The 24,776-nt window shown below is 72.3% G+C and carries 21 protein-coding genes; 11 read left to right on the forward strand and 10 right to left on the reverse strand.

Annotation, left to right across the window (positions count from 1 at the left end):
• Positions 1–99: 99 nt before the first annotated feature.
• Positions 100–291 (reverse strand): DUF397 domain-containing protein, encoded by a 192-nt coding sequence (locus MILUP08_RS07745; protein WP_007456348.1) that lies wholly within the window; start codon positions 289–291, stop codon positions 100–102.
• Positions 284–1,165 carry a helix-turn-helix domain-containing protein gene (locus tag MILUP08_RS07750; protein WP_007456349.1) on the reverse strand — a complete coding sequence of 294 codons (882 nt, stop codon included), beginning with the start codon at positions 1,163–1,165 and terminating at the stop codon, positions 284–286. Before MILUP08_RS07750 ends, MILUP08_RS07745 begins: the two co-directional genes overlap by 8 nt.
• Before the next feature lie 242 nt (positions 1,166–1,407).
• Between MILUP08_RS07750 and MILUP08_RS07755 the strand changes: the two genes are divergently transcribed.
• Both MILUP08_RS07755 and MILUP08_RS07760 read left to right on the forward strand, forming a co-directional pair.
• The gene (locus tag MILUP08_RS07755) at positions 1,408–1,659 is read left to right on the forward strand and encodes a hypothetical protein (protein ID WP_007456351.1); all 252 of its coding nucleotides are present in this window, start codon (positions 1,408–1,410) and stop codon (positions 1,657–1,659) included.
• Positions 1,650–3,683: a hypothetical protein gene (locus tag MILUP08_RS07760; RefSeq protein WP_007456352.1), complete on the forward strand. Its 2,034-nt coding sequence runs from the start codon at positions 1,650–1,652 to the stop codon at positions 3,681–3,683. The genes MILUP08_RS07755 and MILUP08_RS07760 overlap by 10 nt, the downstream gene beginning before the upstream one ends.
• 30 nt (positions 3,684–3,713) lie before the next feature.
• Here MILUP08_RS07760 and MILUP08_RS07765 read toward each other — a convergent pair whose 3' ends face one another.
• Together MILUP08_RS07765 and ilvD are read right to left on the reverse strand one after the other, a co-directional pair.
• Complete coding sequence (locus MILUP08_RS07765; protein ID WP_007456355.1) at positions 3,714–4,457, reverse strand: hypothetical protein; 744 nt, start codon at positions 4,455–4,457, stop codon at positions 3,714–3,716.
• A 47-nt stretch (positions 4,458–4,504) separates the two neighbouring features.
• Positions 4,505–6,352, reverse strand: a complete 1,848-nt coding sequence (gene ilvD, locus MILUP08_RS07770; RefSeq protein ID WP_083915972.1) for a dihydroxy-acid dehydratase — start codon at positions 6,350–6,352, stop codon at positions 4,505–4,507.
• Between the two features lie 189 nt (positions 6,353–6,541).
• On the opposite strand from ilvD, the gene MILUP08_RS07775 reads away from it, so the two are divergent.
• The 5 genes from MILUP08_RS07775 to serA all read left to right on the forward strand — a co-directional run bounded on the left by MILUP08_RS07775 (position 6,542) and on the right by serA (position 14,521).
• Positions 6,542–8,836 (forward strand): putative bifunctional diguanylate cyclase/phosphodiesterase, encoded by a 2,295-nt coding sequence (locus MILUP08_RS07775; protein ID WP_377555678.1) that lies wholly within the window; start codon positions 6,542–6,544, stop codon positions 8,834–8,836.
• Positions 8,837–9,024: 188 nt separating this feature from the next.
• Positions 9,025–10,911 carry an acetolactate synthase large subunit gene (locus MILUP08_RS07780; RefSeq protein ID WP_039905585.1) on the forward strand — a complete coding sequence of 629 codons (1,887 nt, stop codon included), beginning with the start codon at positions 9,025–9,027 and terminating at the stop codon, positions 10,909–10,911.
• A 58-nt stretch (positions 10,912–10,969) separates the two neighbouring features.
• A complete protein-coding gene (gene ilvN / locus MILUP08_RS07785) occupies positions 10,970–11,485 on the forward strand; it encodes an acetolactate synthase small subunit (protein WP_007456364.1) in 516 nt (171 codons plus the stop codon).
• Between the two features lie 56 nt (positions 11,486–11,541).
• Positions 11,542–12,555, forward strand: a complete 1,014-nt coding sequence (ilvC, locus tag MILUP08_RS07790) for a ketol-acid reductoisomerase (RefSeq protein ID WP_007456366.1) — start codon at positions 11,542–11,544, stop codon at positions 12,553–12,555.
• Positions 12,556–12,922: 367 nt separating this feature from the next.
• Positions 12,923–14,521, forward strand: coding sequence for a phosphoglycerate dehydrogenase (serA, locus tag MILUP08_RS07795; RefSeq protein WP_007456368.1), 1,599 nt, complete (start codon positions 12,923–12,925; stop codon positions 14,519–14,521).
• A 143-nt stretch (positions 14,522–14,664) separates the two neighbouring features.
• Here serA and MILUP08_RS07800 read toward each other — a convergent pair whose 3' ends face one another.
• A complete protein-coding gene (locus MILUP08_RS07800; protein ID WP_007456370.1) occupies positions 14,665–15,021 on the reverse strand; it encodes a hypothetical protein in 357 nt (118 codons plus the stop codon).
• 382 nt (positions 15,022–15,403) lie between these two features.
• Positions 15,404–16,246 (reverse strand): FAD:protein FMN transferase, encoded by an 843-nt coding sequence (locus tag MILUP08_RS07805; RefSeq protein ID WP_007456372.1) that lies wholly within the window; start codon positions 16,244–16,246, stop codon positions 15,404–15,406.
• A 224-nt stretch (positions 16,247–16,470) separates the two neighbouring features.
• On the opposite strand from MILUP08_RS07805, the gene MILUP08_RS07810 reads away from it, so the two are divergent.
• Together MILUP08_RS07810 and MILUP08_RS07815 are read left to right on the forward strand one after the other, a co-directional pair.
• On the forward strand, positions 16,471–17,502 hold the full coding sequence (locus MILUP08_RS07810) for a 3-isopropylmalate dehydrogenase (RefSeq protein ID WP_007456374.1): 1,032 nt from the start codon (positions 16,471–16,473) through the stop codon (positions 17,500–17,502).
• A gap of 162 nt (positions 17,503–17,664) precedes the next feature.
• The gene (locus tag MILUP08_RS07815) at positions 17,665–18,762 is read left to right on the forward strand and encodes a branched-chain amino acid aminotransferase (protein WP_007456376.1); all 1,098 of its coding nucleotides are present in this window, start codon (positions 17,665–17,667) and stop codon (positions 18,760–18,762) included.
• Between the two features lie 48 nt (positions 18,763–18,810).
• Here MILUP08_RS07815 and MILUP08_RS07820 read toward each other — a convergent pair whose 3' ends face one another.
• From MILUP08_RS07820 to ahpD, 3 genes are all read right to left on the reverse strand, one after another.
• Entirely contained in the window at positions 18,811–19,557 is a 747-nt protein-coding gene (locus MILUP08_RS07820; protein ID WP_051065902.1) for a tyrosine-protein phosphatase, read from the reverse strand.
• 57 nt (positions 19,558–19,614) lie between these two features.
• Positions 19,615–20,073, reverse strand: a complete 459-nt coding sequence (locus MILUP08_RS07825) for a PRC-barrel domain-containing protein (RefSeq protein ID WP_007456380.1) — start codon at positions 20,071–20,073, stop codon at positions 19,615–19,617.
• Between the two features lie 140 nt (positions 20,074–20,213).
• Positions 20,214–20,744: an alkylhydroperoxidase, AhpD family gene (ahpD, locus tag MILUP08_RS07830; protein WP_007456382.1), complete on the reverse strand. Its 531-nt coding sequence runs from the start codon at positions 20,742–20,744 to the stop codon at positions 20,214–20,216.
• A 302-nt stretch (positions 20,745–21,046) separates the two neighbouring features.
• On the opposite strand from ahpD, the gene cimA reads away from it, so the two are divergent.
• Entirely contained in the window at positions 21,047–22,639 is a 1,593-nt protein-coding gene (gene cimA / locus MILUP08_RS07835) for a citramalate synthase (protein WP_007456384.1), read from the forward strand.
• Positions 22,640–22,714: 75 nt separating this feature from the next.
• Here cimA and MILUP08_RS07840 read toward each other — a convergent pair whose 3' ends face one another.
• Complete coding sequence (locus MILUP08_RS07840) at positions 22,715–23,707, reverse strand: endonuclease/exonuclease/phosphatase family protein (protein WP_007456385.1); 993 nt, start codon at positions 23,705–23,707, stop codon at positions 22,715–22,717.
• A gap of 338 nt (positions 23,708–24,045) precedes the next feature.
• Between MILUP08_RS07840 and MILUP08_RS07845 the strand changes: the two genes are divergently transcribed.
• Positions 24,046–24,555 (forward strand): hypothetical protein, encoded by a 510-nt coding sequence (locus MILUP08_RS07845; protein ID WP_007456386.1) that lies wholly within the window; start codon positions 24,046–24,048, stop codon positions 24,553–24,555.
• Positions 24,556–24,776 lie beyond the last annotated feature (221 nt).

Raw genomic sequence — 24,776 nt, forward strand, 5'->3', positions numbered from 1 at the left:
TTGGAGAAACGCACAACCTCGCGGAAGTCACGATCGGTCGGAGGAGTGACCCCGCTGAAGGCTTGCCAAGAGCATCCGGGTGCTCCGGGTGTGCATCGGTTAGCGGCGGTGCATCTTGCCCACGAAGGTGGCCCAGGCCGCTGGCATGAAGGTGAGGGTCGGTCCGTGCGGGTCCTTGCTGTCGCGGACGGCGACGATGCCGGGCAGATTGTCGGCGACCTCGACACACTCGCCGCCGTTGCTGCCGCTTCGGGTGCTCTTGCGCCAACGGGCGCCGCTCAGATCAACCATGATGGACCTCCCCGACGATCTTATTGATCAAGTGCCTTGATTGTCCTTCATCGAGAGCGAGCTGATCCAGGCTTGCCCACACCTTCTCGTAGGCTGCGAACTCCTCGGGCCGGTCGAGGTACAGAGCGCCCGTCCATGACTCGCTGTAGACCACCGGAGGCTCGGGGGTCGCGCGGTTGCCGAGCGGGAAGTTGAGCATCACGAAGGACCCCGCCTCAACACCACGATGAAGGCCCGCGGTGAGCGGCAGGATTCGGATGGAGTTGGTCGCTGTGGTTGCCAGTGCCAGCAAGTGATGAAGCTGATGCGCCATCGTTTCGGAGCTGCCGACTGTGCGCAACAAGGCGGCCTCGGAGAGAATGACGTCCAGCTTCGGGGGTGGTGGCAGACGACGGCGTAGCAGAGTTTGGCGTTGCAGTCGAACCTGCACAAGACGCTCGCGTTCCTCGTCGCTCACCTCCGTGCGGTGCTGATAGATCCCATGCGTGTAGCTCTGATGCTGTAGCAGACCGGGCACCATCGCTTCGTTGTAGAACCGGAGTCTCGACGCGGCGGATTCGAGGCCGACGTACAGCTCGAACCATTCGGGGACTGCGTCGCCGTACGCGTGCCACCAGCCCTTGGCCCTGGTCTCGCCGGCCAGGGAGGTCAGCGCCCGGGTCAGCTCGCCCGTCGCCCCGTACAGCTCGCACATCGCTCGGACGTCGACCCCGCGCACCGAGCCGAGCCCGCTCTCGATCCGCCACACCTTCTGCCGGCTGCACTCCAGCGCCTCGGCGACCGCGTCCAGGGTCGCCCCCGCCTCGGTGCGCAGGTCGCGTAGCGCCCGGCCGAGTTGCCGTCGGGGCACCGTCGAGCCCATGTCGTCGGCCACGCGGCTCTCCTTCCTGTTGGATTTTGCAACATCCCGACGGCCGTTCTGCAACAGGGGAATGTTGCCCACAAATAATGGAACAGGGTGAGTCGACAATCATTGCGATAGCGCCTCTGACCTTACAAGATAGGTCCGACAAAGGCGATGACGCGCAATTCCCGTCGGCCGCCGATTGTTCAACCAATCCGCCAGTGAGGAGAAGGCATGCGCGCGTTTCTTCGAGCCGAGCCGACGGTCGTCCGATGAGCCCTCGCTGGGTGGCGCACCTGCCGTTCACCGCCGCCGACCTGCCGGCCGCCCAGCACTTCGCCGGCACTCTGGCTCGCTCTCTGACCTTCCTGTCCGAGGTGGACGCGGGTGAGACCACCGTGTCCGCCGAGGACGCTCAGGGCGTACGCCATCGGGTCTTCTGCGACCTGCCGCTCGACGGCGGCCGGCGGTGCGTGCGGCGCGTCGAGCACGACGGCGACTGCACTGCCCGGCGGTGTCGGTGACCGCCGCGCCCGTCGTCACCTGCCCCGACTGCGACGGGATGACCTTCACGCTGGACCCGTGCCGGTGCACCACCTACGGCGACCGGTTCCTCGCCGACGCCGACGTCCCCGCGCCGCGTCGGGAGGCGTACCGGGAGTGCGAGCAGTGTCGGGGCGCGGGCCGCGTGGCGTACCCCTGTCATCGCTGCGCGCGGCGCGGCCGGCGGCGGGCGCAGCTCGTGGTCACCGTCGCCAACCTGGACACCGGCGCGGTCGCGTCCCACCAGGTCGTGCCCGGCGGCCTCGACCCCCACCGCGACCCGGCGGGTCGCTGGGTGGTCGACCTTGCTCCCCGGGTACGCGAACTCGCCGCCACCGTCGGCACGGTCATGGACGACACCGACGTGCCGTTGCTGTGGCTGGACCGGCAGTGGCGACCCGACCTGCCCGCAGCGTTGCGGCACGAGCTGGAGGCCCATGCGATCCTGCGCGCCGATCACGCTCCCTGGCGGCTGGTGCCGGGACGGTCGAGCGCCGCGCCCGCCGTCGACCCGGCCGCCCGGCTGGCCCGGCTCTGTGCGCTGGCCGACCTGCTGCTGCTCGACCTGGTCGTCGAGGCGCGCCGGCAGGGCGCGGGGTTCGGGTGGGCCGTCCGGTACGAGGTGCCGGGCTCGCCGGTGCCGCCCGGCTCGCCCGGCGGCTGGCAGGACCTGCCGGAAGCGCTGACCTGGACAGACGTTGGCGACGCGCTCACCGGTCTCGCCGAGCGTGGCCTGGCCGTTCCCGCCCGGCTGCTGCGCCCCGGCTCGCCGCGCCCGCCCGTCGCGCCGACTGTGGACGTCGACCAGCTCGAACGCCGCATCCTCGCCGACTCCGTCGACGCGACCCATGGCGACGAGCTTCCCGGCGCGCAAGCCCTCTGGCGCGACGGCCGCTGGTGGCACACCACGCTGCGCCCCGGCGTGCCGGTCGAGATCCTTGCCGAGCAGCCCACCGGGCAGGTGGTCCGCCGCGTACGGGTGCCACTGACCCGTGGCTACGAACCACCCGACCCGTGCTGGCTGGGCGCACCCGTCGACTGGCGGCCCTGCCCGGACTGCCGACCGCACGACCGACTACGGACCTGTGACTGCCGGCTCGGCGATCGGCCTGCCGAACCCGACTGCCCGCACTGCTGCGGCGCGGGCCTGCGCCCCTCGGCCCTGCGCTGCTTCACCTGCGGCGGCACCCACCGCCTGCACCAGACCCTGCTGGTCACCGTCACCGACCTGCGGCACCGAGTGCTGCACCTGACCTGGCGGGCCGGCACGCCCGAGGTCGCGCCACTGGTCGCCACCCAGCCCAACGGCCGGCCCGTCGTGCAGCTACCCGATCGCTACCGGCTCGGCTCCTGGTCCGCGGTCCTCGGCGCGCGACCCGAGGACCTCCGCGACGCCGACGGCGGGCTCGACGTCGACCGGGACCTGCGCGACGGGTACGTCACAGTGCCCTGGGCCGGCGCCGACCCGGTCGGAGAGCATGTGCGCAGCGCCGGACGGGGCACCGCCGCCGGCCGTCTGATCGTGGTGGCGGCGCCTCCCGACGCGCCGCCGCTGGCCGAGCTGCTGCGGCTCGCCCTCGGCCTCGACCTGGCCCTCGTGGTGGCCGTGCGCGACCTGCGGCACCACAGCTGTGACCCGTTGCTGGCCGACGGCCTGCGCTGGTCGGTCGAGGTGCAGCCGCGTGACGCTCCCGTGCGCCCCGACGATCTGCCCTACCGGCCGAGTCTGGCCGCCGCTCTGGCCTGGTGCCGGGAATGCCTGACCGACGCCGTCGCCGGGGCTGCCCCGACCGACCCGGCGGTCCCGATCCCGGTGCCCTGGTCCGGGCCGCGCGACCTTGTCGCCGACCCCCAGCCGGACCTGCTGCGGCTCGCCGCCCGGCACGCCGGACAGGCGGTCACCGTGCGCTTCACCCGCGCCGGCTGCGCCGTGCACCGACACGACGACGACGGCGTACGCCTCCTCGCCCACGCCACCGACCTGCGTCAGCTTCGGGTGCTGTGAGGCCTGAGGTGCGGCGGGGGTCGGCCGGTGTCAGCGCGGGCCGTGGCCGAACTGGCTGCTCAACGCCGTGCCGGCCGTGCAGGGCAGTTCCCCGGGGGCGAGCTGGATGTGCGACGGCCGCCAGGTCTGGGCGCCGGACGCGTCGACCCGGGCCAGGAGACAGTCGTACTGGGAGGCGCGCAGGGCCACCCCGACCGTGTCGCCCTCGGTGGAGAACTCCCGGCGTACCGCGGGATCCAGTCCGACCGCGTCGACGGCCTTGCGGATCCGGGCCTCGTCCGGGCCGGCGGCCCCCAGGGTCTCCTTCAGGCGTCCGTCCAGACCGTCCAGTGTGGGGTCCTTCTGGATCGGCAGTGGGTCGCCGGCCGGACAGTCGACGCCGTCGTCGCGGCTGTCCCGCTTGGGGCCGAGCTTGAATCGGAAGCAGACCACTTCGTCGCCCTTGTCCGCGTGGCCGTTGCCCCGGAAGCCCTGCCCGTGCCCGGTGACCCGGAGCACCAGGGTCACCCCGGTCTGCCAGTGCGTTTCGCCGGTGACGCTCAGCACGGCCACGTCGGGCTCCTGCGCCGCGGTCCGCGCGTAGTCGGCCGCCCGGTACAGATGGTCGCGCTCGAACCGCGCCTCGATCCGGTCGGCGGTCTCGGTCGCGTCGGCGACCGCGTCGTCGTGCCAGATGGCCTCGGGTGGACGCAGCGCCCACCAGAGCACGCCGGCCACCAGGAACGGGGCGAGCGCGACCGGGGCGACGACGGCGAGCAGGGTGCGGGGGCGCATCTCGGGGAGTATGCCGGGCGGCGGCGCGTGCCGCCGCCCGGTGACCGCTACTCCGGGACGCGGCGGTAGGCGCCGTCGCTGGCCGAGGTGGCCATCGAGGCGTACGCGCGAAGCGCCGCCGACACCGGCCGCTGCCTGTCGGTCGGGGTGTACGGCTTGTCGCGCTTCTCCTCGGCGACGCGTCGCGCCTCCAGCTCGTCCTCCGCCACGTTGAGGGAGATCGACCGGCCCGGGATGTCGATGACGACCTCGTCGCCCTCGCGGACCAGGGCGATCAGACCGCCGGAGGCGGCCTCGGGCGAGACGTGCCCGATGGACAGGCCGGACGTGCCGCCGGAGAAGCGGCCGTCGGTGAGCAGCGCGCAGGAGCGGCCCAGCCCTCGACCCTTGAGGAACGAGGTGGGGTAGAGCATCTCCTGCATGCCGGGGCCGCCCTTCGGGCCCTCGTAGCGGATCACCACGACGTCGCCGGCGACGACCTGCTTGGCGAGGATCGCGGTGACCGCGTCGTCCTGCGACTCGTACACCTTCGCCGGGCCGCGGAAGGTCAGGCAGTCGTCCGGCACGCCCGCGGTCTTCACGACGCAGCCGTCCGGCGCCAGGTTGCCGTGCAGGATGGCCAGACCGCCGTCGGCGGAGTACGCGTGCTCGCGGTCACGGATGCAGCCCTCGGCCGCGTCGGTGTCCAGGGACGACCAGCGGTTGGTGGTGGAGAACGGTTCGACGGTGCGCACCCCGCCGGGTGCGGCGTGGAACAGCTCGACAGCCGTCGGGGTCGGTGAGCCGCCGCGCACGTCCCAGTCGGTGAGCCACTGGGCCAGCGAGGGGGAGTGCACGGCGTGCACGTCGCGGTTGAGCTGCCCGGCCCGGTCCAGTTCGCCGAGGATCGCCGGGATTCCACCGGCCCGGTGCACGTCCTCCATGTGGTACTTCGGGGAGTTCGGGGCGACCTTGGCGAGGCACGGCACCCGCCGGGAGATGGCGTCGATCTCGGCGACGCCGAAGTCCAGCTCGGCCTCGCGGGCGGCGGCGAGCAGGTGCAGCACCGTGTTGGTGGAGCCGCCCATCGCCACATCCAGGGCGACAGCGTTCTCGAAGGCGGCCTTGGAGGCGACCGTACGGGGAAGCACGGAGTCGTCGTCGCCGTCGTACCACCGCTTGGAGATCTCCACGACGGTGCGGCCGGCCTCGACGAAGAGCGACCGGCGCGCGGCGTGGGTGGCGAGCGTCGAACCGTTGCCGGGCAGCGCGAGCCCGATCGCCTCGGTGAGGCAGTTCATCGAGTTGGCGGTGAACATCCCGGAGCAGGAGCCGCAGGTGGGGCAGGCGGAGCGTTCGATCTCGCCGAGCTGCTCGTCGGTGACCGCCTCGTTCGAGGAGGCGATCATCGCGTCGATCAGGTCGATCTTGCTGTGCACGACGCCCTCGATCGCCGTCGTCTTGCCGGCCTCCATCGGGCCGCCGGAGACGAAGACGGTCGGGATGTTGAGGCGCAGCGCGGCCAGCAGCATGCCCGGGGTGATCTTGTCGCAGTTCGAGATGCAGACCAGGGCGTCCGCGCAGTGCGCGTTGACCATGTACTCCACCGCGTCGGCGATCAACTCGCGGCTGGGCAGGGAGTAGAGCATGCCGCCGTGGCCCATCGCGATGCCGTCGTCGACCGCGATCGTGTTGAACTCCCGGCCGACACCGCCGGCCTCGGCCACCGCGTCGGCGACCAGACCGCCCATGTCCTTCAGGTGGACGTGACCCGGCACGAACTGGGTGAAACTGTTGGCGATGGCGACGATCGGCTTTCCGAAATCGTCGTCGGTCATCCCGGTGGCCCGCCAGAGGGCCCGGGCGCCGGCCATCGTCCGACCGTGTGTGGAAGTCCTCGATCGCAGCTCAGGCATGCGTACCAGCATGACACCGCCGGCGCGTCGGGCATCCGGAGTATCCGCCGTGTCCCAACAGATGCACATCCGGTCTCCCACGGCGTGCGCTCATCCGGCACTCTTGATGGCGTGCATCTCCCCCCGGGCCTGGTCGCCGTCGCGGCGCTGAGCGGCGTGGTCGCCGCCGCGGCGACCGTGCTGCTGACCATGGTCGCCCGGCGGCGCACCGGACCACGGCGGCCGGCGCACCTGCTGCTCGCGGGCGCCGCCGGGACGTCCCTGGCCAGTCTGCTGGTCGGGTTGGTGGCCGTGCTCGCGACGAGCGACCACTGGGTCCACGAGCAGGGTCAGCGCACCGGCTGGGCCACCGTGGCGGCGATCGGCACGGCGGTGAGCGGGCTGGCGTTCGCGGCCGGGCTGCTCCGGCTGCCGGGGGTCGCCGCCACCGCCGCGGGGACCGCCCGGCTCGCCCTGGACGGTCTGACCATGGCGGCGGCGCTGTGGTTCGTCGGCTGGGTGCTCTTCTCCGAGCCGACCCGGCTGCTCGGCGCCGCCACCCCGATGGCCTGCCCGGCGATCCTGGTGGCCACGGTGAGCGCGGCGCTCGGCGCCGGTCTCGCCGTGATCGTCGTCTTCCGGGCCGCCGCCCCGCGTCAGCGGCTGGCCGTGCTCGCGGCCGGGATCAGCGCGGTGAGCTGCGGCGGGCTGGGCCTCAGCGCGGGGCTCTGCCAGGCGGGGCCGACCATGGCGCTCGCCGGCGCCGCGGTGCTGGCCGCCGGCCTGCTGACCGTCGCGCTCGCCGTATACCAGGCCGACCGGCCCGGGCACGTCGAGCTTGACCTGATCGGTCGCGACGGCGAGTACGCCGTCGCCCCGATGCTGGCCATGGCGGCCTCGGCGATGTACCACCTCCTGCAGGACGGCCGGTTCACGGCGCCGGGCATCGTCGCCGGCAGCGTGGAGGGCTTCGCCCTGGTGGCCCGGCAGTACCTCACCCTCAAGGACGTCCGGGACTACGCCGGCCGGCTGGCCGAGCGGGAGGCGCACTTCCGCGAGCTGGCGCACACCGACCCGCTGACGTCGCTTGCCAACCGGCGGGGGCTGCTGCGGGCGCTGCACGACGGCGCCGCCGCCGGCACGCCGTGCGTCCTGCTCGGTCTGGACCTGGACGGCTTCAAGAACGTCAACGACATGCGGGGCCACGACGTGGGCGACGCCGTGCTGGCCGAGGTGGGCCGCCGGCTGCGCGGCAACCTGCGCCCGGGTGACGTGGCGGCCCGACTCGGCGGCGACGAGTTCGCGGTGCTCATGCCGGCCCGGCCGGCCGAGGCGGACCGGGTGGCCGAGCGGCTGCTCGGCGTGCTCAACCGGCCGTACGACCAGCCGGAGGGCCCGGTCTTCCTGTCCGTGAGCATCGGCGTGGCCGGGTGGGCCGGCGAACCGGACGTGGAGCTGCTGCTGCGCCACGCCGACCTGGCGCTGCGCTACGCCAAGCAGCGCGGCAAGAACCGGATCGAGCGCTACGACGCCGCGTACGACCAGTTGCTGCGCCGCCGCACCACGCTGGAGCACGAGCTGCGGGGCGCGATCGAGCGCGACGAGCTGCGGCTGGCCTTCCAGCCGGTGGCGTCGCTGCCGTCGGTGCGGCCGGTCGGCGCCGAGGCGCTGCTGCGCTGGCGCCACCCCGAGCTGGGCAACATCCGCCCCGACGAGTTCATCCCGCTCGCCGAGGAGTGCGGGATGATCGCCACCCTCGGCGCCTGGGTGCTGCACCAGGCCTGCTACCAGCTCTCCCGTTGGCTCGCCGACGGGCACGACGTCTGGGTCTCGGTGAACGTCTCGCCGCGCGAGCTGCACGCCCCGGAGTACGTGGTCCAGGTCGCCGAGGCCCTGCGCGCGCACCACGTGCCGCCGCAGCGACTGGTGCTGGAGGTCACCGAGCACGCGGTCGCCACCGACCTGGACGAGCTGATCCGGCGGCTGACCGCGCTGCGGCTGACCGGCGTACGGATCGCGCTCGACGACTTCGGCGCCGGCTACTCGTCCCTGGGGCAGCTGCGCCGGCTGCCGATCGACATCCTGAAGATCGACCACAGCCTGGTCGCCGAGCACGAGCCGGTGCGCCCGGTGGGCCAGGACGGCCCGGCGTTCGCGCCCATGGTCGACATCGTGATGCGGCTGGGCCACCAGTTGGGCCTGGAGGTCATCGCCGAGGGGGTGACCACACCTACCGAGTTGGCCGCGGTGGTCGCTGCGGGCTGCCGGTTCGGGCAGGGCGCGCTGTTCGGCTGGGGAGTGCCGGCCGAGCACCTGGAGGCGATGCTGGAGGCGGCCACCTCGCCGGGCGCGCGACCCGCCCCACTGCCCGCTCCGCGCCGGGTTTCCGGCGGGTCCGGGCAGGTCATGCCGTCCGGTGGCGGCGCGGCGTCGGCCGACTCGCCGCCCTCCGTCAACCAACATGTGGGATCAGTTGACTCATCGCGTGAGATGCGTCAGGCTTAGCCGCATGTCGTCGTACCGGTCGCTGCGAGTACTTACCTGAGCGCACTCTCCCTCATCGAGAGTGCGCTGGCCCCGTGCATCTGCACGAGGGCCGTTTTTATTGCCGTCGGAACCTGTCGCGACGGGCCCACGCCCGCCTCGCATCGCTGAACAAGCCCCAGCCACTCCAGCCGAAGGCCAGAACCGCCATGACGAGACCCACGCCCGAGACCCTCGCCCACACCGCCCGGCGGGCCCGCGCGACCGCCGACCCGGCCGGCACCGTCGACCCCGCCGCCGCCACGCGCGCCGCGGCCACCCCGGCTGCCCCGGCCGTACGGACAGCCGCTCCGGCCCAGGTCTCCGGCGCCGGTTCGCTGGTGCGGTCCCTGGAGGCGCTCGGCGTCGACGTCGTCTTCGGCATCCCGGGCGGCGCGATCCTGCCGGCGTACGACCCGCTCTACGACTCCACCGTCCGGCACATCCTGGTCCGCCACGAGCAGGGCGCCGGACACGCGGCGACCGGTTACGCGCAGGCCACCGGCAAGGTCGGCGTCTGCATCGCGACCTCCGGCCCGGGTGCGACGAACCTGGTCACGCCGATCGCCGACGCGTACATGGACTCGGTGGCGATGGTGGCGATCACCGGTCAGGTGGCCCGCCCGTCGATCGGCACCGACGCCTTCCAGGAGGCGGACATCCAGGGCATCACGCTGCCGATCACCAAGCACAACTTCCTCGTGCAGACCCCCGAGGAGATCCCGCAGGTGCTGGCCGAGGCGTTCCACCTGGCCAGCACCGGCCGGCCCGGCCCGGTGCTCGTCGACATCCCCAAGGACGTGCTCCAGGCGCCGACCACCTTCGCCTGGCCGCCCACGCTGGAGCTGCCGGGCTACCGGCCCACCCTGCACCCGCACGGCAAGCAGATCCGCGAGGCGGCCCGGCTGATGGCCGGCGCCCGCCGTCCGGTGCTCTACGTGGGTGGCGGGGTGCTCAAGGCCGGCGCCACCGACTCGCTGCGCCGGCTCGCCGAGCTGACCGGCATCCCGGTGGTCACCACGCTGATGGCGCTCGGGGCGTTCCCCGACTCGCACCGGCAGCACCTGGGGATGCCCGGCATGCACGGCACCGTCGCGGCCAACTACGCCCTGCAGAAGTCCGATCTGATCGTGGCGTTGGGCGCGCGGTTCGACGACCGGGTCACCGGCAAGCTCGACTCCTTCGCCCCGGACGCGGCGGTCGTCCACGCCGACATCGACCCCGCCGAGATCGGCAAGAACCGGCACGCGGACGTCCCGATCGTCGGTGACGCCCGGCACGTCATCGACGAGCTGATCGCCGCGGTGGGCGTCGAGCGGTCGACGGGGCGCGGCACCGACCTGGGCGACTGGTGGACCCAGCTCGACGACCTGCGTACCCGTTACCCGCTGGGCTACGAGGAGCCGTCCGACGGCACCCTCTCCCCGCACTACGTGATCAAGCGGCTGGGTGAGATCGTCGGCTCGGACGCGATCTACGTGGCCGGGGTGGGGCAGCACCAGATGTGGGCGTCGCAGTTCATCTCCTACGAGAAGCCGTACACCTGGTTGAACTCCGGCGGTCTCGGCACGATGGGCTACGCCGTGCCGGCGGCGATGGGCGCGAAGGTCGGCAAGCCGGACGCGGTGGTGTGGGCGATCGACGGCGACGGCTGCTTCCAGATGACCAACCAGGAGTTGGCGACCTGCGCGCTGGAGGGCATCCCGGTCAAGATCGCCGTGATCAACAACGGCAACCTCGGCATGGTCCGGCAGTGGCAGACGCTGTTCTACAACGAGCGCTACTCCAACACCGAGCTGGGCACCCACAAGCACCGCATCCCGGACTTCGTCAAGCTCGCCGAGGCGCTGGGATGCGTCGGGCTGCGCTGCGAGACCGCCGACGACGTGGACAAGACCATCGCCGCCGCCATGGAGATCAACGACGCCCCCGTGGTGATCGACTTCGTGGTCGGCAAGGACGCCATGGTCTGGCCGATGGTCCCCGCCGGCACCAGCAACGACGAGATCATGTTCGCCCGTGGCGTCCGCCCGGTCTTCGACGAGGACGACATCTAGTCATGACCGAACTTTCCGAGCGCAGCGAGCGTCATGAGGGCATGACAAAGGAGACGCAGTGACCATGCACACGCTGTCCGTGCTCGTGGAGAACAAGCCCGGCGTGCTCGCCCGCGTCTCCGGCCTGTTCTCCCGGCGCGGGTTCAACATCGACAGCCTCGCCGTGGGTGAGACCGAGAATCCGGACGTCTCCCGCATCACCATCGTGGTCAACGCGGAGTCCTCCCCGCTGGAGCAGGTCACCAAGCAGCTCAACAAGCTGGTCAACGTGCTCAAGATCGTTGAGCTGGACCCGCAGGTCTCGGTCGCCCGGGAGTTGCTGCTGGTGAAGGTCCGCGCCGACCGGGCCGCCCGGTCCCAGGTGCTGGAGACCGTCAACCTGTTCCGCGCCCGGGTGGTCGACGTCGCGCCGGACACGCTGACCATCGAGGCCACCGGCACACCGGACAAGCTCGACGCGCTGCTGCGCGACCTCGAGCCCTTCGGCATCAAGGAAATGGTCCAGTCCGGGTTGGTGGCGATCGGGCGCGGCTCGCGTTCGATCACCGCCGGTCCCGCGCTGCGGGCCGCCTGACCCATCCGCACAGACCACGACGGGCCACTCAGGCCGTCGTACGAAAGGGAAGTCTCATGAGCGTTGAGGTGTACTACGACGACGATGCCGACCTCGGCCTGATCCAGGCCAAGAAGGTGGCGGTGATCGGCTACGGCAGCCAGGGCCACGCCCACGCGCTGTCGCTGCGCGACTCCGGCGTCGACGTGGTGATCGGCCTGCCGGAGGGCTCGAAGAGCCGTCCCAAGGCCGAGGAGCAGGGCCTGCGGGTTCTCACGCCGGCGCAGGCCGCGGCCGAGGCTGACGTGATCATGGTGCTCGCGCCGGACACCGCCCAGCGCAGCCTGTACACCGAGTCGATCGCCCCGAACCTCGCCCCGGGCAAGGCGATCTTCTTCGGCCACGGCTTCAACATCCGGTACGGGCTCATCAAGCCCCCGGCCGAGGTGGACGTGGCGATGGTCGCGCCGAAGGGCCCGGGCCACCTGGTCCGCCGCCAGTACTCCGACGGCAAGGGCGTGCCCTGCCTGGTCGCCGTCGAGCAGGACGCCAGCGGCAACGCGCTCGCGCTGGCCCTCGCGTACGCCAAGGGAATCGGCGGCACCCGGGCCGGCGCGATCCGGACCACCTTCACCGAGGAGACCGAGACCGACCTCTTCGGCGAGCAGGCGGTGCTCTGCGGCGGCGCGGCGGCCCTGGTGCAGACCGGCTTCGAGGTGCTCACCGAGGCGGGTTACGCCCCCGAGGTGGCCTACTTCGAGTGCCTGCACGAGCTGAAGCTCATCGTCGACCTCATGTACGAGGGTGGCATCGCGAAGATGCGGTACAGCATCTCCGACACCGCCGAGTACGGCGACCTGTCCCGTGGCCCGCGCATCATCGACTCCCGGGTCAAGGACGAGATGCGCAAGATCCTGGGCGAGATCCAGTCCGGCGAGTTCGCCCGCGAGTGGGTCGCCGAGGACGAGGCGGGCCGGCCGAACTTCAAGAAGTGGCAGGCCGAGGGTGCGGCGCACCCGATCGAGGAGACCGGCAAGAAGCTGCGCGGCATGATGAGCTGGGTCGACCGCCCGATCACCGAGACCGCCTGACCGTCCCACCCGAGACGGTCCACCGACGGCCCCGAGCCGGCGCTCACCCCAGCGCCGCGCCCGGGGCCGTCCGGCGTCTGTGACATCGATGCGCCCGGCCCACGTACTGGGAGCGAGTGACGAACGCCTCGGGGGAGTTCGCGGGGCCGAGACCGTTTCGGCGCGGTGAACGGCTGATGTCCGTCGCTCGACCGGGCGTGTGAGGGCCCTCACCCCGGAGACCGGAACACGCCGGCCAGCGCGGCCCCTACGATCGCCTGTAGGTGCGCTGAGCCGGCACCTGACGGCCACGGCACGGATCAGCGCGGGGCGCAGTGCGGCGCCCCGCCGCCCGGGCCGATCGCAAACACGACCTCTACGAGGACCGATGAATCCTGTCGTACTGATCGCCGAAGAACTCGCCCCCGCCGCCATCGAGGTACTCGCTCACGACTTCGACGTCCGGCACGTCGACGGCACCGACCGTCCGGCCCTGCTCTCGGCGCTCTCCGAGGCCGACGCCGTCATCGTCCGCAGCGCGACCCAGATCGACGCCGAGGCGATCGCCGCCGCGCCGCGACTCAAGGTGGTCGCCCGCGCGGGCGTCGGACTCGACAACGTCGAGGTGCCGGCGGCCACCGCGCGGGGCGTGATGGTCGTCAACGCACCCACGTCGAACATCGTGTCCGCCGCCGAGCAGGCCGTCGCACTGCTGCTCGCCGTGGCCCGCAACACCGCGAGCGCCAGCGCCGCCCTCAAGGCGGGGGAGTGGAAGCGGTCCAAGTACACGGGCGTCGAGGTGCAGGGCAAGACCGTCGGCGTGGTCGGGCTCGGCCGCATCGGTGTGCTCTTCGCGCAACGCATCGCCGCGTTCGGCACCCGGCTCATCGCGTACGACCCGTACATCCAGCCGGCGCGTGCCGCGCAGCTCGGCGTACGCCTGGTGGGGCTGGAGGAGCTGCTGCGCGAGAGCGACTTCATCTCCATCCACCTGCCCAAGACCCCGGAGACGGTGGGCCTGATCGGTGAGAAGGAGCTGGCGATCGTCAAGCCCGGCGTCCGCATCGTGAACGCCGCCCGCGGTGGCCTGGTGGACGAGCAGGCGCTCGCGAACGCCATCGCCGAGGGCCGGGTCGCCGGCGCAGGCGTCGACGTCTACTCCAAGGAGCCCTGCACCTCCTCGCCGCTGTTCGCCTTCGACAACGTGGTGGCCACCCCGCACCTGGGCGCCTCCACCCACGAGGCGCAGGACAAGGCCGGCCTGGCCGTCGCCAAGAGCGTGAAGCTGGCGCTCCAGGGCGAGTTCGTCCCGGACGCGGTGAACGTGCAGGCCGGCGGCGTGGTCGCCGAGGACGTCCGGCCGCTGCTTCCGCTGGCCGAGAAGCTGGGCCGGGCGTTCACCGCCGTCGCCGGTGGGGTCGCCGCCAGCGTCGCCGTCGAGGTGCGTGGCGAAATCGTGGGCCACGACGTGTCGGTGCTCAAGCTCGCCGCGACGAAGGGCCTGTTCAGCTCGGTCGTCGAGGAGCAGGTCACCTACGTCAACGCCCCGCATCTGGCCGCCGAGCGCGGCGTCGAGGTCACGCTGGACAGCCAGGCCGAGACGGCCGACCAGCCCACCCTGGTCACGGTGCGCGGCGCTCTGCCGGACGGCCGGACGGTGAGCGTCTCCGGGACGGTCACCCACTCGGGCGCCCGCGACGTGCCCCGCCTGACCGAGGTGGACGGTTTCGACGTGGAGATCGCCGCGGAGGGCATCCTGCTCTTCCTGCGCTACGCCGACCGGCCGGGCGTCGTCGGCACCGTCGGCACGCTGCTCGGCGAGTCGGGCATCAACATCGCCGCGATGCAGGTGGCCCGGCGTGAGGCCGGCGGCGAGACCCTGATGACGCTCACCGTCGACCAGGCGCTCGGCGCCGATCTGCTCACCTCGGCGGCCGACTCGATCGGCGCGACGGCCGCCAGCGCGGCGGACCTGCGCGACGAGTAGGCAGCCGCGACGCCGCCGGCCGTAGCGGCGCGGAAGGCAACACCACGGGGGGCCCGGCGACACGCCGGGCCCCTCTGTCGTACCACTCCAGGCGGGATGCCCGGCGCCCGGGTTGCGGGGATGCCGGCCCACCCCGCCTCGGGTCAGTGGGGCAGTCGGGCCGGGGGCGGGTAGACCGAGCCGTCCTGCGGGTCGAAGAGCATCAGCCCGTGCTCCCCGGCCAGTCGCTCGATGTCCAGCAGCACCTGGTCCGCGCAGGTCGGGTGCAGGTTCAGCTCGACGTGGTCGTGGGCGGCGTGCAGCGGCGCCACGGCCCACGGGCTGTCCGGGCCGGGGCGTCGGTCCGGATAGGACGCGGTGATCGCCCGGTAGAAGCTGACAACGCGCGGGTCCGGGTAACGGTCCACGTGCCGCCCCTGCCGGCAACCGTCGACCGCTGCCCGCACGTCCTCGGGCGTCGCCCCGTCCTCCAGGGCCCACACACTCAGATCGAAACTCACGGCGGACAGCGTGCCATCCGTCGTTCACCGTGTCGAAACTGCCTCGCCGCAGGCCAATCGCCGGCCCGACGCTCTCCCCGGCAAAGAGTCCGCTGTGGAGACTCTTGCGTCGAGTTGCGTCGATTCGCTAGCGTACGACTGCGGTTACTGGCCGCAGGTCGCGGCGCCGGCCCGTCTTCGGGTGGCGCGGCCGACGTCCGGCCCGACCGGTCCGCACCCCTCGATTGTGCGAGCCACGCGCACTCGTCGCTGATCGGCCCCCACGGCCGTTGCCGAGGCCGTGGGGGCCGATCGCAGCGGTCCGACCGGCCGACCGGCCGGGCGGCCGAGGTGCGAATCGGACCGAAGAGTCCCGTGCGGAGCCGGGGCTCGCGCGACGGGTTCAGCGCCGGTGGGCGAAGAGCGCGCGATAGTCGGAGCCGCCACGGAACCAGGCCAGGCCGGTGGGCCCTGCGGCGTAGAGCGCGGTGGCGTACGCGTCGGCGACAGTCAGGTCCGGGCCGACGACTGTCGCAGCGACGAGCTGGTTGGCGGGCTCGCCGGTGTGCGGGTCGACCACGTGCCCCTGACGCCCGGTCACCCCCGAGGTGCCGACGGCCCCGGCGGTCATCTCCAGCACCAGCGGCGCGCGCTCGGGTGCCGTCGGGTGGTGCACCGCCACCCGCCACGGCCCGCCGTGCGGCGCCCGGCCGCGGACCACCAGGTCGGCGCCGGCGAGTACGGCGTAGTCGTGGATGCCCGCGGCGCGCAGCCGGGCGGCGGCACGTTCCACGGCCCAGCCGTTCAGCAGGCCGCCCGGGTCGAAGCCGCCGGGCACCGCCCAGGCGTCGAACCAGCCGTCGGTGGCGGCGCGCATGGCCGTGCAGCGGTCCACCAGGTCGGCCAGCGGAGGGTACGACTCCGGGCTGATCTCTCCCCGTCGCAGCATGGAGACCAGGCTCTCCGGGCGGTTCGGGCCGTAGGTCAGGTCGACGGCGCGCAGCTCCGCGACGCTGTCCCGCAGGGCCTCGCCGACGCCCCGACGGCCGAGCCACTCCGGGGCGTTGAGCAGCAGGGTGTACTCGGCGGTCGCGGTGCGTACGGTGTGCTGCACGGCGATCCGGCCGTCGGTGGCGGCGGTCGGGTCGATCCGATGCCGTCGGCTGCCGAGTCGCAGGTCGGGCCGACGGTTCCGGAACGCCGAAGGGTCGGGCCAGCGGGTCCGCGGCTGCTCGTCGATGCGCATGGCACCTGCCCCCTCGCAGTTGACGTCGCGTCCTCACGACCACCGTTCGCGGGCCCCCTGACCCGCTGCCCCCACCGTAGGCAGCGCAGATGATCGCCCCATGAATCCCAGCTGAGAGGGTGCTGTGGATTCGCCTGTCCCAAATACTGGAAGCATCGTACCGGGTTGCGGGACACCGACGTACCGTGGGCGGGACGGGGCAGTCGAGCGTGGGGAGTGCGAGCGTGGCGCGGATCGCGGTGGTGGCCGGGGACGGCATCGGGCCCGAGGTGGTCGCGCAGGCTCGCAAGGTCCTCGACGCGGTGCTGCCCGGTGTGCAGGCCACCGAGTACGACCTCGGCGCCGCCCGCTGGCATCGTACCGGCGAGGTGCTGCCCGACTCGGTGCTGACCGAGCTGGCCGGGCACGACGCGATCCTGCTCGGCGCGGTGGGCGACCCCACGGTGCCGCCGGGTGTCCTGGAGCGCGGCCTGCTGCTCAAGCTCCGGTTCGCCTTCGACCAGTACGTCAACCTGCGCCCGTCGCGGCTCTGGCCCGGCGTCGCCGGTCCGCTGGGCAACGTGAAGCCCGGCGAGGTCGACCTGGTGGTGGTGCGCGAGGGCACCGAGGGTCTCTACGCCGGCGCCGGCGGCTCCCTGCACCGGGACACCCCCGCCGAGGTCGCCACCGAGGAGAGCCTCAACACCCGCCACGGCGTGGAGCGGGTCATCCGCGACGCGTTCGCCCGCGCCGACCGCCGGGAGCGGCGCAAGGTCACCCTGGTACACAAGACAAACGTGCTGACCCACGCCGGGTCGCTGTGGGCGCGCGCCTTCGCGGCGGTCGCCGCCGAGCACCCGGACGTCACGACGGAATACCAGCACGTCGACGCGGCCGCGATGTTCCTGGTGACGCAGCCGCAGCGCTACGACGTGGTGGTCACCGACAACCTGTTCGGCGACATCCTCACCGACATCGCCGCCGCGGTCACCGGCGGGATCGGGCTGGCCGCCAGCGGGTGCATCAACCCCGAGGGCGCGTACCCCTCGATGTTCGAGCCGGTGCACGGCTCGGCGCCGGACATCGCCGGGCAGGGCGTCGCCGACCCGGTGGCCGCGGTGCTCTCCGTCGCGCTGCTGCTGGAGCAGCTCGGGCACGCCGACGCGGCGGCCCGGGTCAACGCGGCTGTCGCCGCCGAGCTGGCCGGCCGTACCCCCGGCGCGACGCTGCGGACCGCCGAGGTCGGCGACCGGCTCGCCGCCCACTCCGTAGCCTGACCGCTCCGACCCTCCAGGGGCCGGAGCGGCATCCGCCTGTCCGGGCAGTCCACCCGGTCCCGAGCGGCGCTACCTTCTGAACGACCGTTCGGGGTAAGTTTCTGGCACAACCACGTCGGTGTGCGATCCCGCACGCCGTTGTCCCCCAGGGAGGTCAGCGCGATGAGCGGTGGTGACAAGCTCGACTTCGAGATCCGTCCGAATCCCGCGCCGGTATCCGCCGCCGACCGGGCCGCCCTGCTGGCCAACCCGGGTTTCGGTCGCGTCTTCACCGACCACATGGTCACCGTCCGGTACGCCGACGGCAAGGGCTGGTACGACGCCCGGGTGGAGGCGCGTGCGCCCATCCCGATGGACCCGGCCAGCGCGGTGCTGCACTACGCGCAGGAGATCTTCGAGGGGTTGAAGGCGTACCGGACCGCCGACGGCGGTGTGACGATGTTCCGGCCGGACGCCAACGCGGCCCGGTTCGTCGACTCGGCGCGGCGGATGGCGATGCCGGCGCTGCCCCCCGAGGTGTTCGTCGACTCGCTGCACAAGCTGATCGAGATCGACCGGGAGTGGATCCCGGAGGGCGAGGACGGCAGCCTCTACCTGCGGCCGTTCATGTTCGCCAGCGAGGTCTTCCTCGGCGTCCGCCCGGCCAGCGAATACCTCTACATGGTGATCGCCTCGCCGGTCGGGGCGTACTTCAGCGGCGGGGTCAAGCCGGTCACGGTCTGGGTCTCTCCGGACTACACCCGGGCGGCGCCCGGTGGCACCGGCGCGGCCAAGTGCGGCGGCAACTACGCGACGTCGCTTGCGGCCCAGGCGGAGGCCATCGACGCCGGCTGCGACCAGGTGGTCTTCCTCGACGCGGTGGAGCGCCGTTTCGTCGACGAGCTGGGCGGCATGAACGTCTTCTTCGTCTACGACGACGACTCGGTGGTCACCCCGCCGCTGACCGGCACGATCCTGCCGGGCATCACCCGGGACGCGATCATCACGCTGGCCGGCAAGGCCGGGCAGCGGGTCGAGGAGCGGCCGGTCTCGTTCGCCGACTGGCAGGCCGACGCGGCCAGCGGCCGGTTGCGCGAGGTCTTCGCCTGCGGCACCGCCGCGGTGATCACCCCGATCGGTGGGGTGCGCTTCCCCGACGGCGAGTTCCTGATCGGTGGCGGCGAGCCCGGCCGGGTCACCATGTCGCTGCGCCAGCAACTTGTCGACATCCAGCGCGGCAAGGCCGCCGACCCGCACGGTTGGGTGCGCCAGGTCCTCTGACGTCCGGCGCTGACCGGCCCGTCCCGACGGGCCGGTCAGCGCGGCACGCTAGACCTCGTCGAGCAGGTGGTCGCGCAGGGCCGCGAGCTGCTCGTCGGTCACCCCGGCGTTGCGCAGGTACGCCTCGATCGAGCCGTGCCCCGCGCGCAGCTCGTCGAGGAAGATCTGCATGGCCTCGACGGGTGACGCCAGGAACGGCGCGGGCACCTCCGCCGCGTCCGGCATGGTGGTGGCCAGCCAGGCGCTGAACTTGGCCGACGCCTCGGTGCTCAACGCGTAGTCGGCGGTGATGTCGGCGTCGTCGACGCCCAGGACGGCGAGGGTGAGGGCGCAGACGATGCCGGTGCGGTCCTTGCCGGCCACGCAGTGCACCACGACCGGGGCGTTCGCGGAGTCCGCGATCAGCCCGATCGCCTCGGCCAGCCCGGCGGTGCCGGTCTGGGCCAGGTCGGCGTACCGGTCGGCGAGGTAGCGGGCCAGGTCGCTGCCCTTCTCGTGCGGCGTACCCGCCCAGTCCTCGTGCTCCGGGTGGATGTGCCGGTAGGTCAGCCCCTGGTACGCCGGCACCCGTCCGTCGCGCTCGACCTCGCTGGGCCGGCGCAGGTCGATGACGGTGCGGATGCCGATCGCGGCGAACGCGTCCCGGTCCTGCTCGTCGAGGCGGTGCAGGGAGTCGGAGCGGAAGAGTCGGCCGCGGCGCACGGTGCGGCCGTCGTGGCCGAGATAGCCACCGACGTCGCGGAAGTTGAAGGTCGCGGGCAGCGGGATGTGTCGGTTCTCGTCGATGGCGTCCACGTTGACACCGTAACGGCCGGTGAGGCGTCGCCCCACCGGCCGTCGGTGTGCGATCGGTTACCGCGCCGTCCCGGGCGGGAGCGCGCCGTACGTCTCGTCGTAGTAGCCGCCCAGCTGGTCCCGGTACGCCGGGTCGCTGTGGCTGGTCTCGTCGTACTCCGGGGCGGCCTTGATCTGGTCCCGGGTGCGGTCCACGGAGACGGTGCGCTGGTCGTGGTCGACCTGGTTGACGGTGCCGGCGGGCAGCATCACCTTCTTGCCGAAGATCCACGGCCCGGTGTCGACGACCAGGTAGCTGCCGCCGACCTCGTGGCTGGCGTCGTCGATCTTGCCGACTCCGCCGTCGGTGGCCTCGACCTTGTAGCCGACCAGGTCGGCGTCGGCGACTCCGGCCGCGTCCCGGTAGCGCCACGGGTCGAAGGTGCCGGTCGGTGCGCCGCCCGCGACGACGCCCTGGTCACCGCCGTGCAGCGGGTCGGGCCCGGCGTGGGCGGCGTGCGGGTCGATCCTGTCCATGCCGTTCACTCCTGACTGTCGCCGATCGTCTCGGCGTCGCTCGGTGCGTCCCCGCAGGAGCTACCCGGAGGTCGGGGGCCGGAAACGGCGACGGGCCCGACGCCGTGGCACGGCGTCGGGCCCGTCGGGGCGTACCTGGCTCAGGCCAGCGCCGCCTCGGCGTCCAGGGTGACCGCCGCGGCGTGCACCACGGCGGAGATGCGCAGGGCCTCGTGCACCTGCTCCCGGGTGAAGCCCCTGCCGCGCAACGCCTTCTCGTGCGTCTCCAGGCAGATCCCGCAGCCGGTGACCGCGGAGACGGCGAGGCACCACAGCTTGAAGTCGCCCTTGTCGACACCCGGCCGGGCGATGAACTGCATCCGCAGCCGGGCCGGCATCGAGGCGTACTGCTCGTCGCCGATCAGGTGCTTGGCCCGGTAGTAGATGTTGTTCATCGCCATGACGGCCGCGGCGCCCTTGGCCGCCTCGACGCCCTCGGGCCCGAGGTGCCCGACCGCCTCGGCGGCGATCTCGCGCAGCACCAGCGGGTTGCGGGCGGCGACCGCGCAGGCCAGCGCCGTGCCCCACGCCTGGGTCGGGGTCAGCGTCGACGTGCCGAGGGTGGAGTCCAGGTTGAGCGTGATGTCCCTGGCGTACCCGGGCAGGGCCGCCTTGATCGTGTCCAGACCCACGGTGTCCTCCTTCAGAGCGGCACGAGGGCCAGATGCTCCCGTACGCGCGTTTGCGCCGGTCAGTGGCCGGACGCCCGGTGAAGTCGATCACGAACGGCACGGCCGGCGGCGACGGCCACGTTCCGTCACCATCCCGGGATGTGGGTAGTTCCTCCCAAAACCAGGGGAGCGGTGGCAGAGTAAACGCCGTGACCAGCACCACCCTGATTATTGCGACCTAGCGCGCCGGCTCTCCCTCCGCCGAGCGCGCAGACCTCCCGCATCCGCGGGAGGTCTTTTTGTTGCTCCGAGAAAGGATCCTGATGACGTTCCAGGTCTTCGACACGACACTGCGCGACGGCGCCCAGCGCGAGGGGCTCACCTACTCGGTGGTCGACAAGCTGGCGGTGGCCCGGCTGCTCGACGAGTTCGGTGTCGGCTTCATCGAGGGCGGTTGGCCGGGCGCGGTGCCCAAGGACACCGAGTTCTTCCGCCGGGCGCGCACCGAACTGACCCTGCGGCACGCGGTGCTCGTCGCGTTCGGCGCCACCCGCAAGGCCGGCGTCGCGGTCACCGACGACCCCCAGGTGCGCGCCCTGCTGGACGCGCAGACCCCTGCCGTCGCGCTTGTCGCCAAGGCCGACATCCGCCACGTCGAGCGCGCGTTGCGCACCACCGGCGCGGAGAACCTGGCGATGATCCACGACACCGTCAGCCACCTGGTCTCCGAGGGACGCCGGGTGTTCGTCGACGGCGAGCACTTCTTCGACGGCTACCGCCACGACCCGGCGTACGGCGCGGCAGTGGTGCAGACCGCGCTCGCCGCGGGCGCCGAGCGGATGGTCCTCTGCGACACCAACGGCGGCATGCTGCCGTCGCAGGTGACCGCCGCGATCGTCGACCTGACCAACCGGCTCGGCGTCGACCCCGCGCTGTTCGGCATCCACGCCCAGAACGACACCGCGTGCGCGGTGGCCAACACGATCGCCGCCGTCGAGGCGGGCGTCCGCCACGTGCAGGGCACCGCCAACGGGTACGGCGAACGCCCCGGCAACGCGGACATCTTCGCGGTCGTCGCCAACCTCCAGCTCAAGCTCGGCATGCCCGTCCTACCGGAGGGCTGCCTGGCGCAGATGGTGCGGGTCTCGCACGCCATCGCCGAGATCGCCAACATCGCCCCCGACACCCACCAGGCGTACGCCGGGGCCGCCGCCTTCGCCCACAAGGCCGGGCTGCACGCGAGCGCGATCAAGGTCGACCCGTTGCTCTACAACCACGTGGACCCGTCGGTGGTGGGCAACGACATGCGGATCCTGATCACCGAGATGGCCGGCCGGGCCAGCGTCGAGCTCAAGAGCCGTGAACTCGGCCTGGACCTGGCCGACCGTCCGGAGGCGCTGACCCGGGTCACCAATCGGGTCAAGGAGCTGGAGGCCGACGGCTGGTCCTTCGAGGCCGCGGACGCCTCCTTCGAGCTGCTGGTCCGCTCCGAACTGCCCGAGGGTGGCCCGGCCCGACCCTTCACCCTGGAGTCGTACCGGGTGCAGGTCGAGCACCGGGAGGACGGCTCGGTCGTCTCCGAGGCCACTGTGAAGATCCGGGTACGCGGCGAGCGGGTGATCGCCACCGCGGAGGGCAACGGGCCGGTCAACGCGCTCGACGAGGCGCTGCGGGTGGGGCTGGCGCGGCACTATCCGCGGCTGCGCGAGTTCGAGCTGGCCGACTACAAGGTGCGCATCCTGGAGGGCAGCCACGGCACCGGCGCGGTCACCCGGGTCCTGCTGGAGACCTCCGACGACACCGGCCGCGACTGGACGACCGTGGGCGTGCACCCCAACGTCGTCGAGGCCAGCTGGCACGCCCTGGTCGACGCCCTCACCTACGGCCTGGCCCCCGCCACCGCCGCGACCCCCTGACCTGGGCGATCTGCGGCTGGTGCGCCGGATGCCGGGACAGCACGTGCGGGATCACGAGGTGGTCGGGCGGCGGGGTCAGGCCGCGGGGAGGCGGAGGGTGGCCAGGACGGGGCGGTGGTCGCTGCCGGCCAGGTCGAACACCGTCACCCCGTCGGCCGCGATGCGTCGGTCGACGAGCACGTGGTCGATCGTGACCGGGGGGATGAGGTCGCCGTCGTACGGGCCCCACGTGCCGGTCAGCCCCGTGCCGGTGGCATCGGCGGCGTCGACGTAGCCGGTGCGCAGCAGCGCCCGCAGCGGCCCGTGGTCCAGGGTGGAGTTGAAGTCCCCGGCGAGGATCCGCAGGCCACCGCCGGGGGTGGCCGGTGGCTGGGCGACCAGGTCGGCACGCCAGGCGCCGACCTGGTCCAGCGCGGACGGCGCCGCGGGGTGGGCCGACTCGACCCGGACCGGGGGCCCGCCGGGCACGGCGAGCGTGCCGTACGCCTGGGTGAACCCCCAGCCACCGCGGTTGTTGCGGATGCCGGCATCGCTGATCGGCCACCGTGAGTAGAGCGCGGAACCGGGGGTGCCCACGTGCGCGTTGAGCTGCCGGTAGGGCAGCAGCCGGTCGAGGCCGAGTCGGTCCAGGCTGGCCTGCGCGTCCGGCGTGAACTCCTGCACGGTGAGCACGTCGACCCGGTGCTGCCGGACCAGCTCGACGAGCGCCCCCGTGTCGGCGGCCCCGGCGAGCAGGTTGGCCGTGAGCAGCCGGATCGTCGGGCCGGTAGCCGGCGGCTGTGGCGAGGCCAGCGCCCGGGGCGCCACCACGGCGAGTAGCGCCACCGCGACCAGCGCCGCGACCGCCGCCGGCCACCAGCGCCGCAGGGCGAGCGTGAGGGCGAGGGCCAGCACGCTCCATCCGGCGACGTACGGCGTGAAGGCGAGCGCCTGCACCAGCGGCCCCCGGTCCAGACCGGCCAGCCGCACGGTGGCCCAGGCGGCGGTCGGCCCGACGGCAACCCAGCAGAGCGCCGTGCCGATCGGCACCCTGCGGCGGGTCGGTGCGGGCGGGGCGTCGACGATCATGGCGTCAGCCTAGCCGGAACCGGCGTCGCCTTTTTTCATGAATGGTGAGGCGCTCATCTTTCACAATTATCTGACGGCTGGACGACAGGCCGATAATGCGAGATCAACTATTGACCTGCGGCTTTTTGCGGTGCTACGTTCCACGTGTTAAAACGACGCAACACTGAGTAGTAACAGCAGCTCAGGCCGGATGCAGATCAACGAGAAATCGACTTTCCCGACAGTGGGGGAGCGAGCTTCAACCGGTTCTCGTGTCGTCGTCGATCCCATTATTGGCAGTCATCCGTCCCGCCCCGCGGGTCGGCCGAATTCGCACGGTCACACAAGGGGGACCTGTCATGAGTACATCCTTCCGACGTAAGGCGACAGCGGTCACGTTCGCTGTCCTGGCGCTCACCCTGGCCGGTGGGGGGATCGCCATCGCCCAGCCGTCGGCGAAGGCGCCGCAGGCGGCCAACCAGCCGACGGCGCGCGGCACGGACACCCAGCCGCCGGTCACGGCCGAGTCGGCCCGCATGGCGAAGGCCGCGCTGAAGTCGGGCGCCGCCACCACGCTGGTGGCCACGACCGCCTTCACCGTCGTCAACTCCAACGGCACCAAGGCCCGCGGCACGGGCACGGTGCTCAAGTACGGCCCCGGAGAGTACGAGGTGCAGTTCGGCTACACCGTCTCCGCCGGCGCCTTCCTGGCCACCATCTCCCGGTCCGACTCCTGCTGCATCCCACCTGCCGGCGAGATCTCGGTCGCCCCGCGGCTGAGCACGCCCAACGCGGTCTTCATCCAGACCCGCAACTCGGCCGGAACGCCGGTCGACCGAGGGTTCACCCTGCTCACCCACACCCCCTGACCGAACCGACCGGCACGGCCCCCGCGCCTCGTGCGCGGGGGCCGCGTCGTCTTCGAATCGCCCGAGCCCAGACCTGCTGAGCTGCCAGCGAGCGGTCGGTGCCACTCGTACCGTCTCGGGTCGGACGTGCTCGCCTGGCCGGCCTCGTCACGCTCGTTCCCCGTCCGGGCGGCTCATCCCGATTCGGCCACAACGGGCCCGTCCGGCGCTCACAATCCGAC

The organism is Micromonospora lupini str. Lupac 08, assembly GCF_000297395.2.
Taxonomy (GTDB): domain Bacteria; phylum Actinomycetota; class Actinomycetes; order Mycobacteriales; family Micromonosporaceae; genus Micromonospora; species Micromonospora lupini.

Bases quoted from the DNA above. Each gene is read 5' to 3' on its own strand.
- MILUP08_RS07745 (WP_007456348.1), bottom strand. From the start codon at position 291: ATGGTTGATCTGAGCGGCGCCCGTTGGCGCAAGAGCACCCGAAGCGGC.
- MILUP08_RS07755 (WP_007456351.1), top strand. From the start codon at position 1,408: ATGAGCCCTCGCTGGGTGGCGCACCTGCCGTTCACCGCCGCCGACCTG.
- MILUP08_RS07765 (WP_007456355.1), bottom strand. From the start codon at position 4,457: ATGCGCCCCCGCACCCTGCTCGCCGTCGTCGCCCCGGTCGCGCTCGCC.
- ilvD (WP_083915972.1), bottom strand. From the start codon at position 6,352: ATGCCTGAGCTGCGATCGAGGACTTCCACACACGGTCGGACGATGGCC.
- MILUP08_RS07775 (WP_377555678.1), top strand. From the start codon at position 6,542: ATGGTCGCCCGGCGGCGCACCGGACCACGGCGGCCGGCGCACCTGCTG.
- MILUP08_RS07780 (WP_039905585.1), top strand. From the start codon at position 9,025: ATGACGAGACCCACGCCCGAGACCCTCGCCCACACCGCCCGGCGGGCC.
- ilvC (WP_007456366.1), top strand. From the start codon at position 11,542: ATGAGCGTTGAGGTGTACTACGACGACGATGCCGACCTCGGCCTGATC.
- serA (WP_007456368.1), top strand. From the start codon at position 12,923: ATGAATCCTGTCGTACTGATCGCCGAAGAACTCGCCCCCGCCGCCATC.
- MILUP08_RS07805 (WP_007456372.1), bottom strand. From the start codon at position 16,246: ATGCGCATCGACGAGCAGCCGCGGACCCGCTGGCCCGACCCTTCGGCG.
- MILUP08_RS07815 (WP_007456376.1), top strand. From the start codon at position 17,665: ATGAGCGGTGGTGACAAGCTCGACTTCGAGATCCGTCCGAATCCCGCG.
- MILUP08_RS07825 (WP_007456380.1), bottom strand. From the start codon at position 20,073: ATGGACAGGATCGACCCGCACGCCGCCCACGCCGGGCCCGACCCGCTG.
- cimA (WP_007456384.1), top strand. From the start codon at position 21,047: ATGACGTTCCAGGTCTTCGACACGACACTGCGCGACGGCGCCCAGCGC.
- MILUP08_RS07840 (WP_007456385.1), bottom strand. From the start codon at position 23,707: ATGATCGTCGACGCCCCGCCCGCACCGACCCGCCGCAGGGTGCCGATC.
- MILUP08_RS07845 (WP_007456386.1), top strand. From the start codon at position 24,046: ATGAGTACATCCTTCCGACGTAAGGCGACAGCGGTCACGTTCGCTGTC.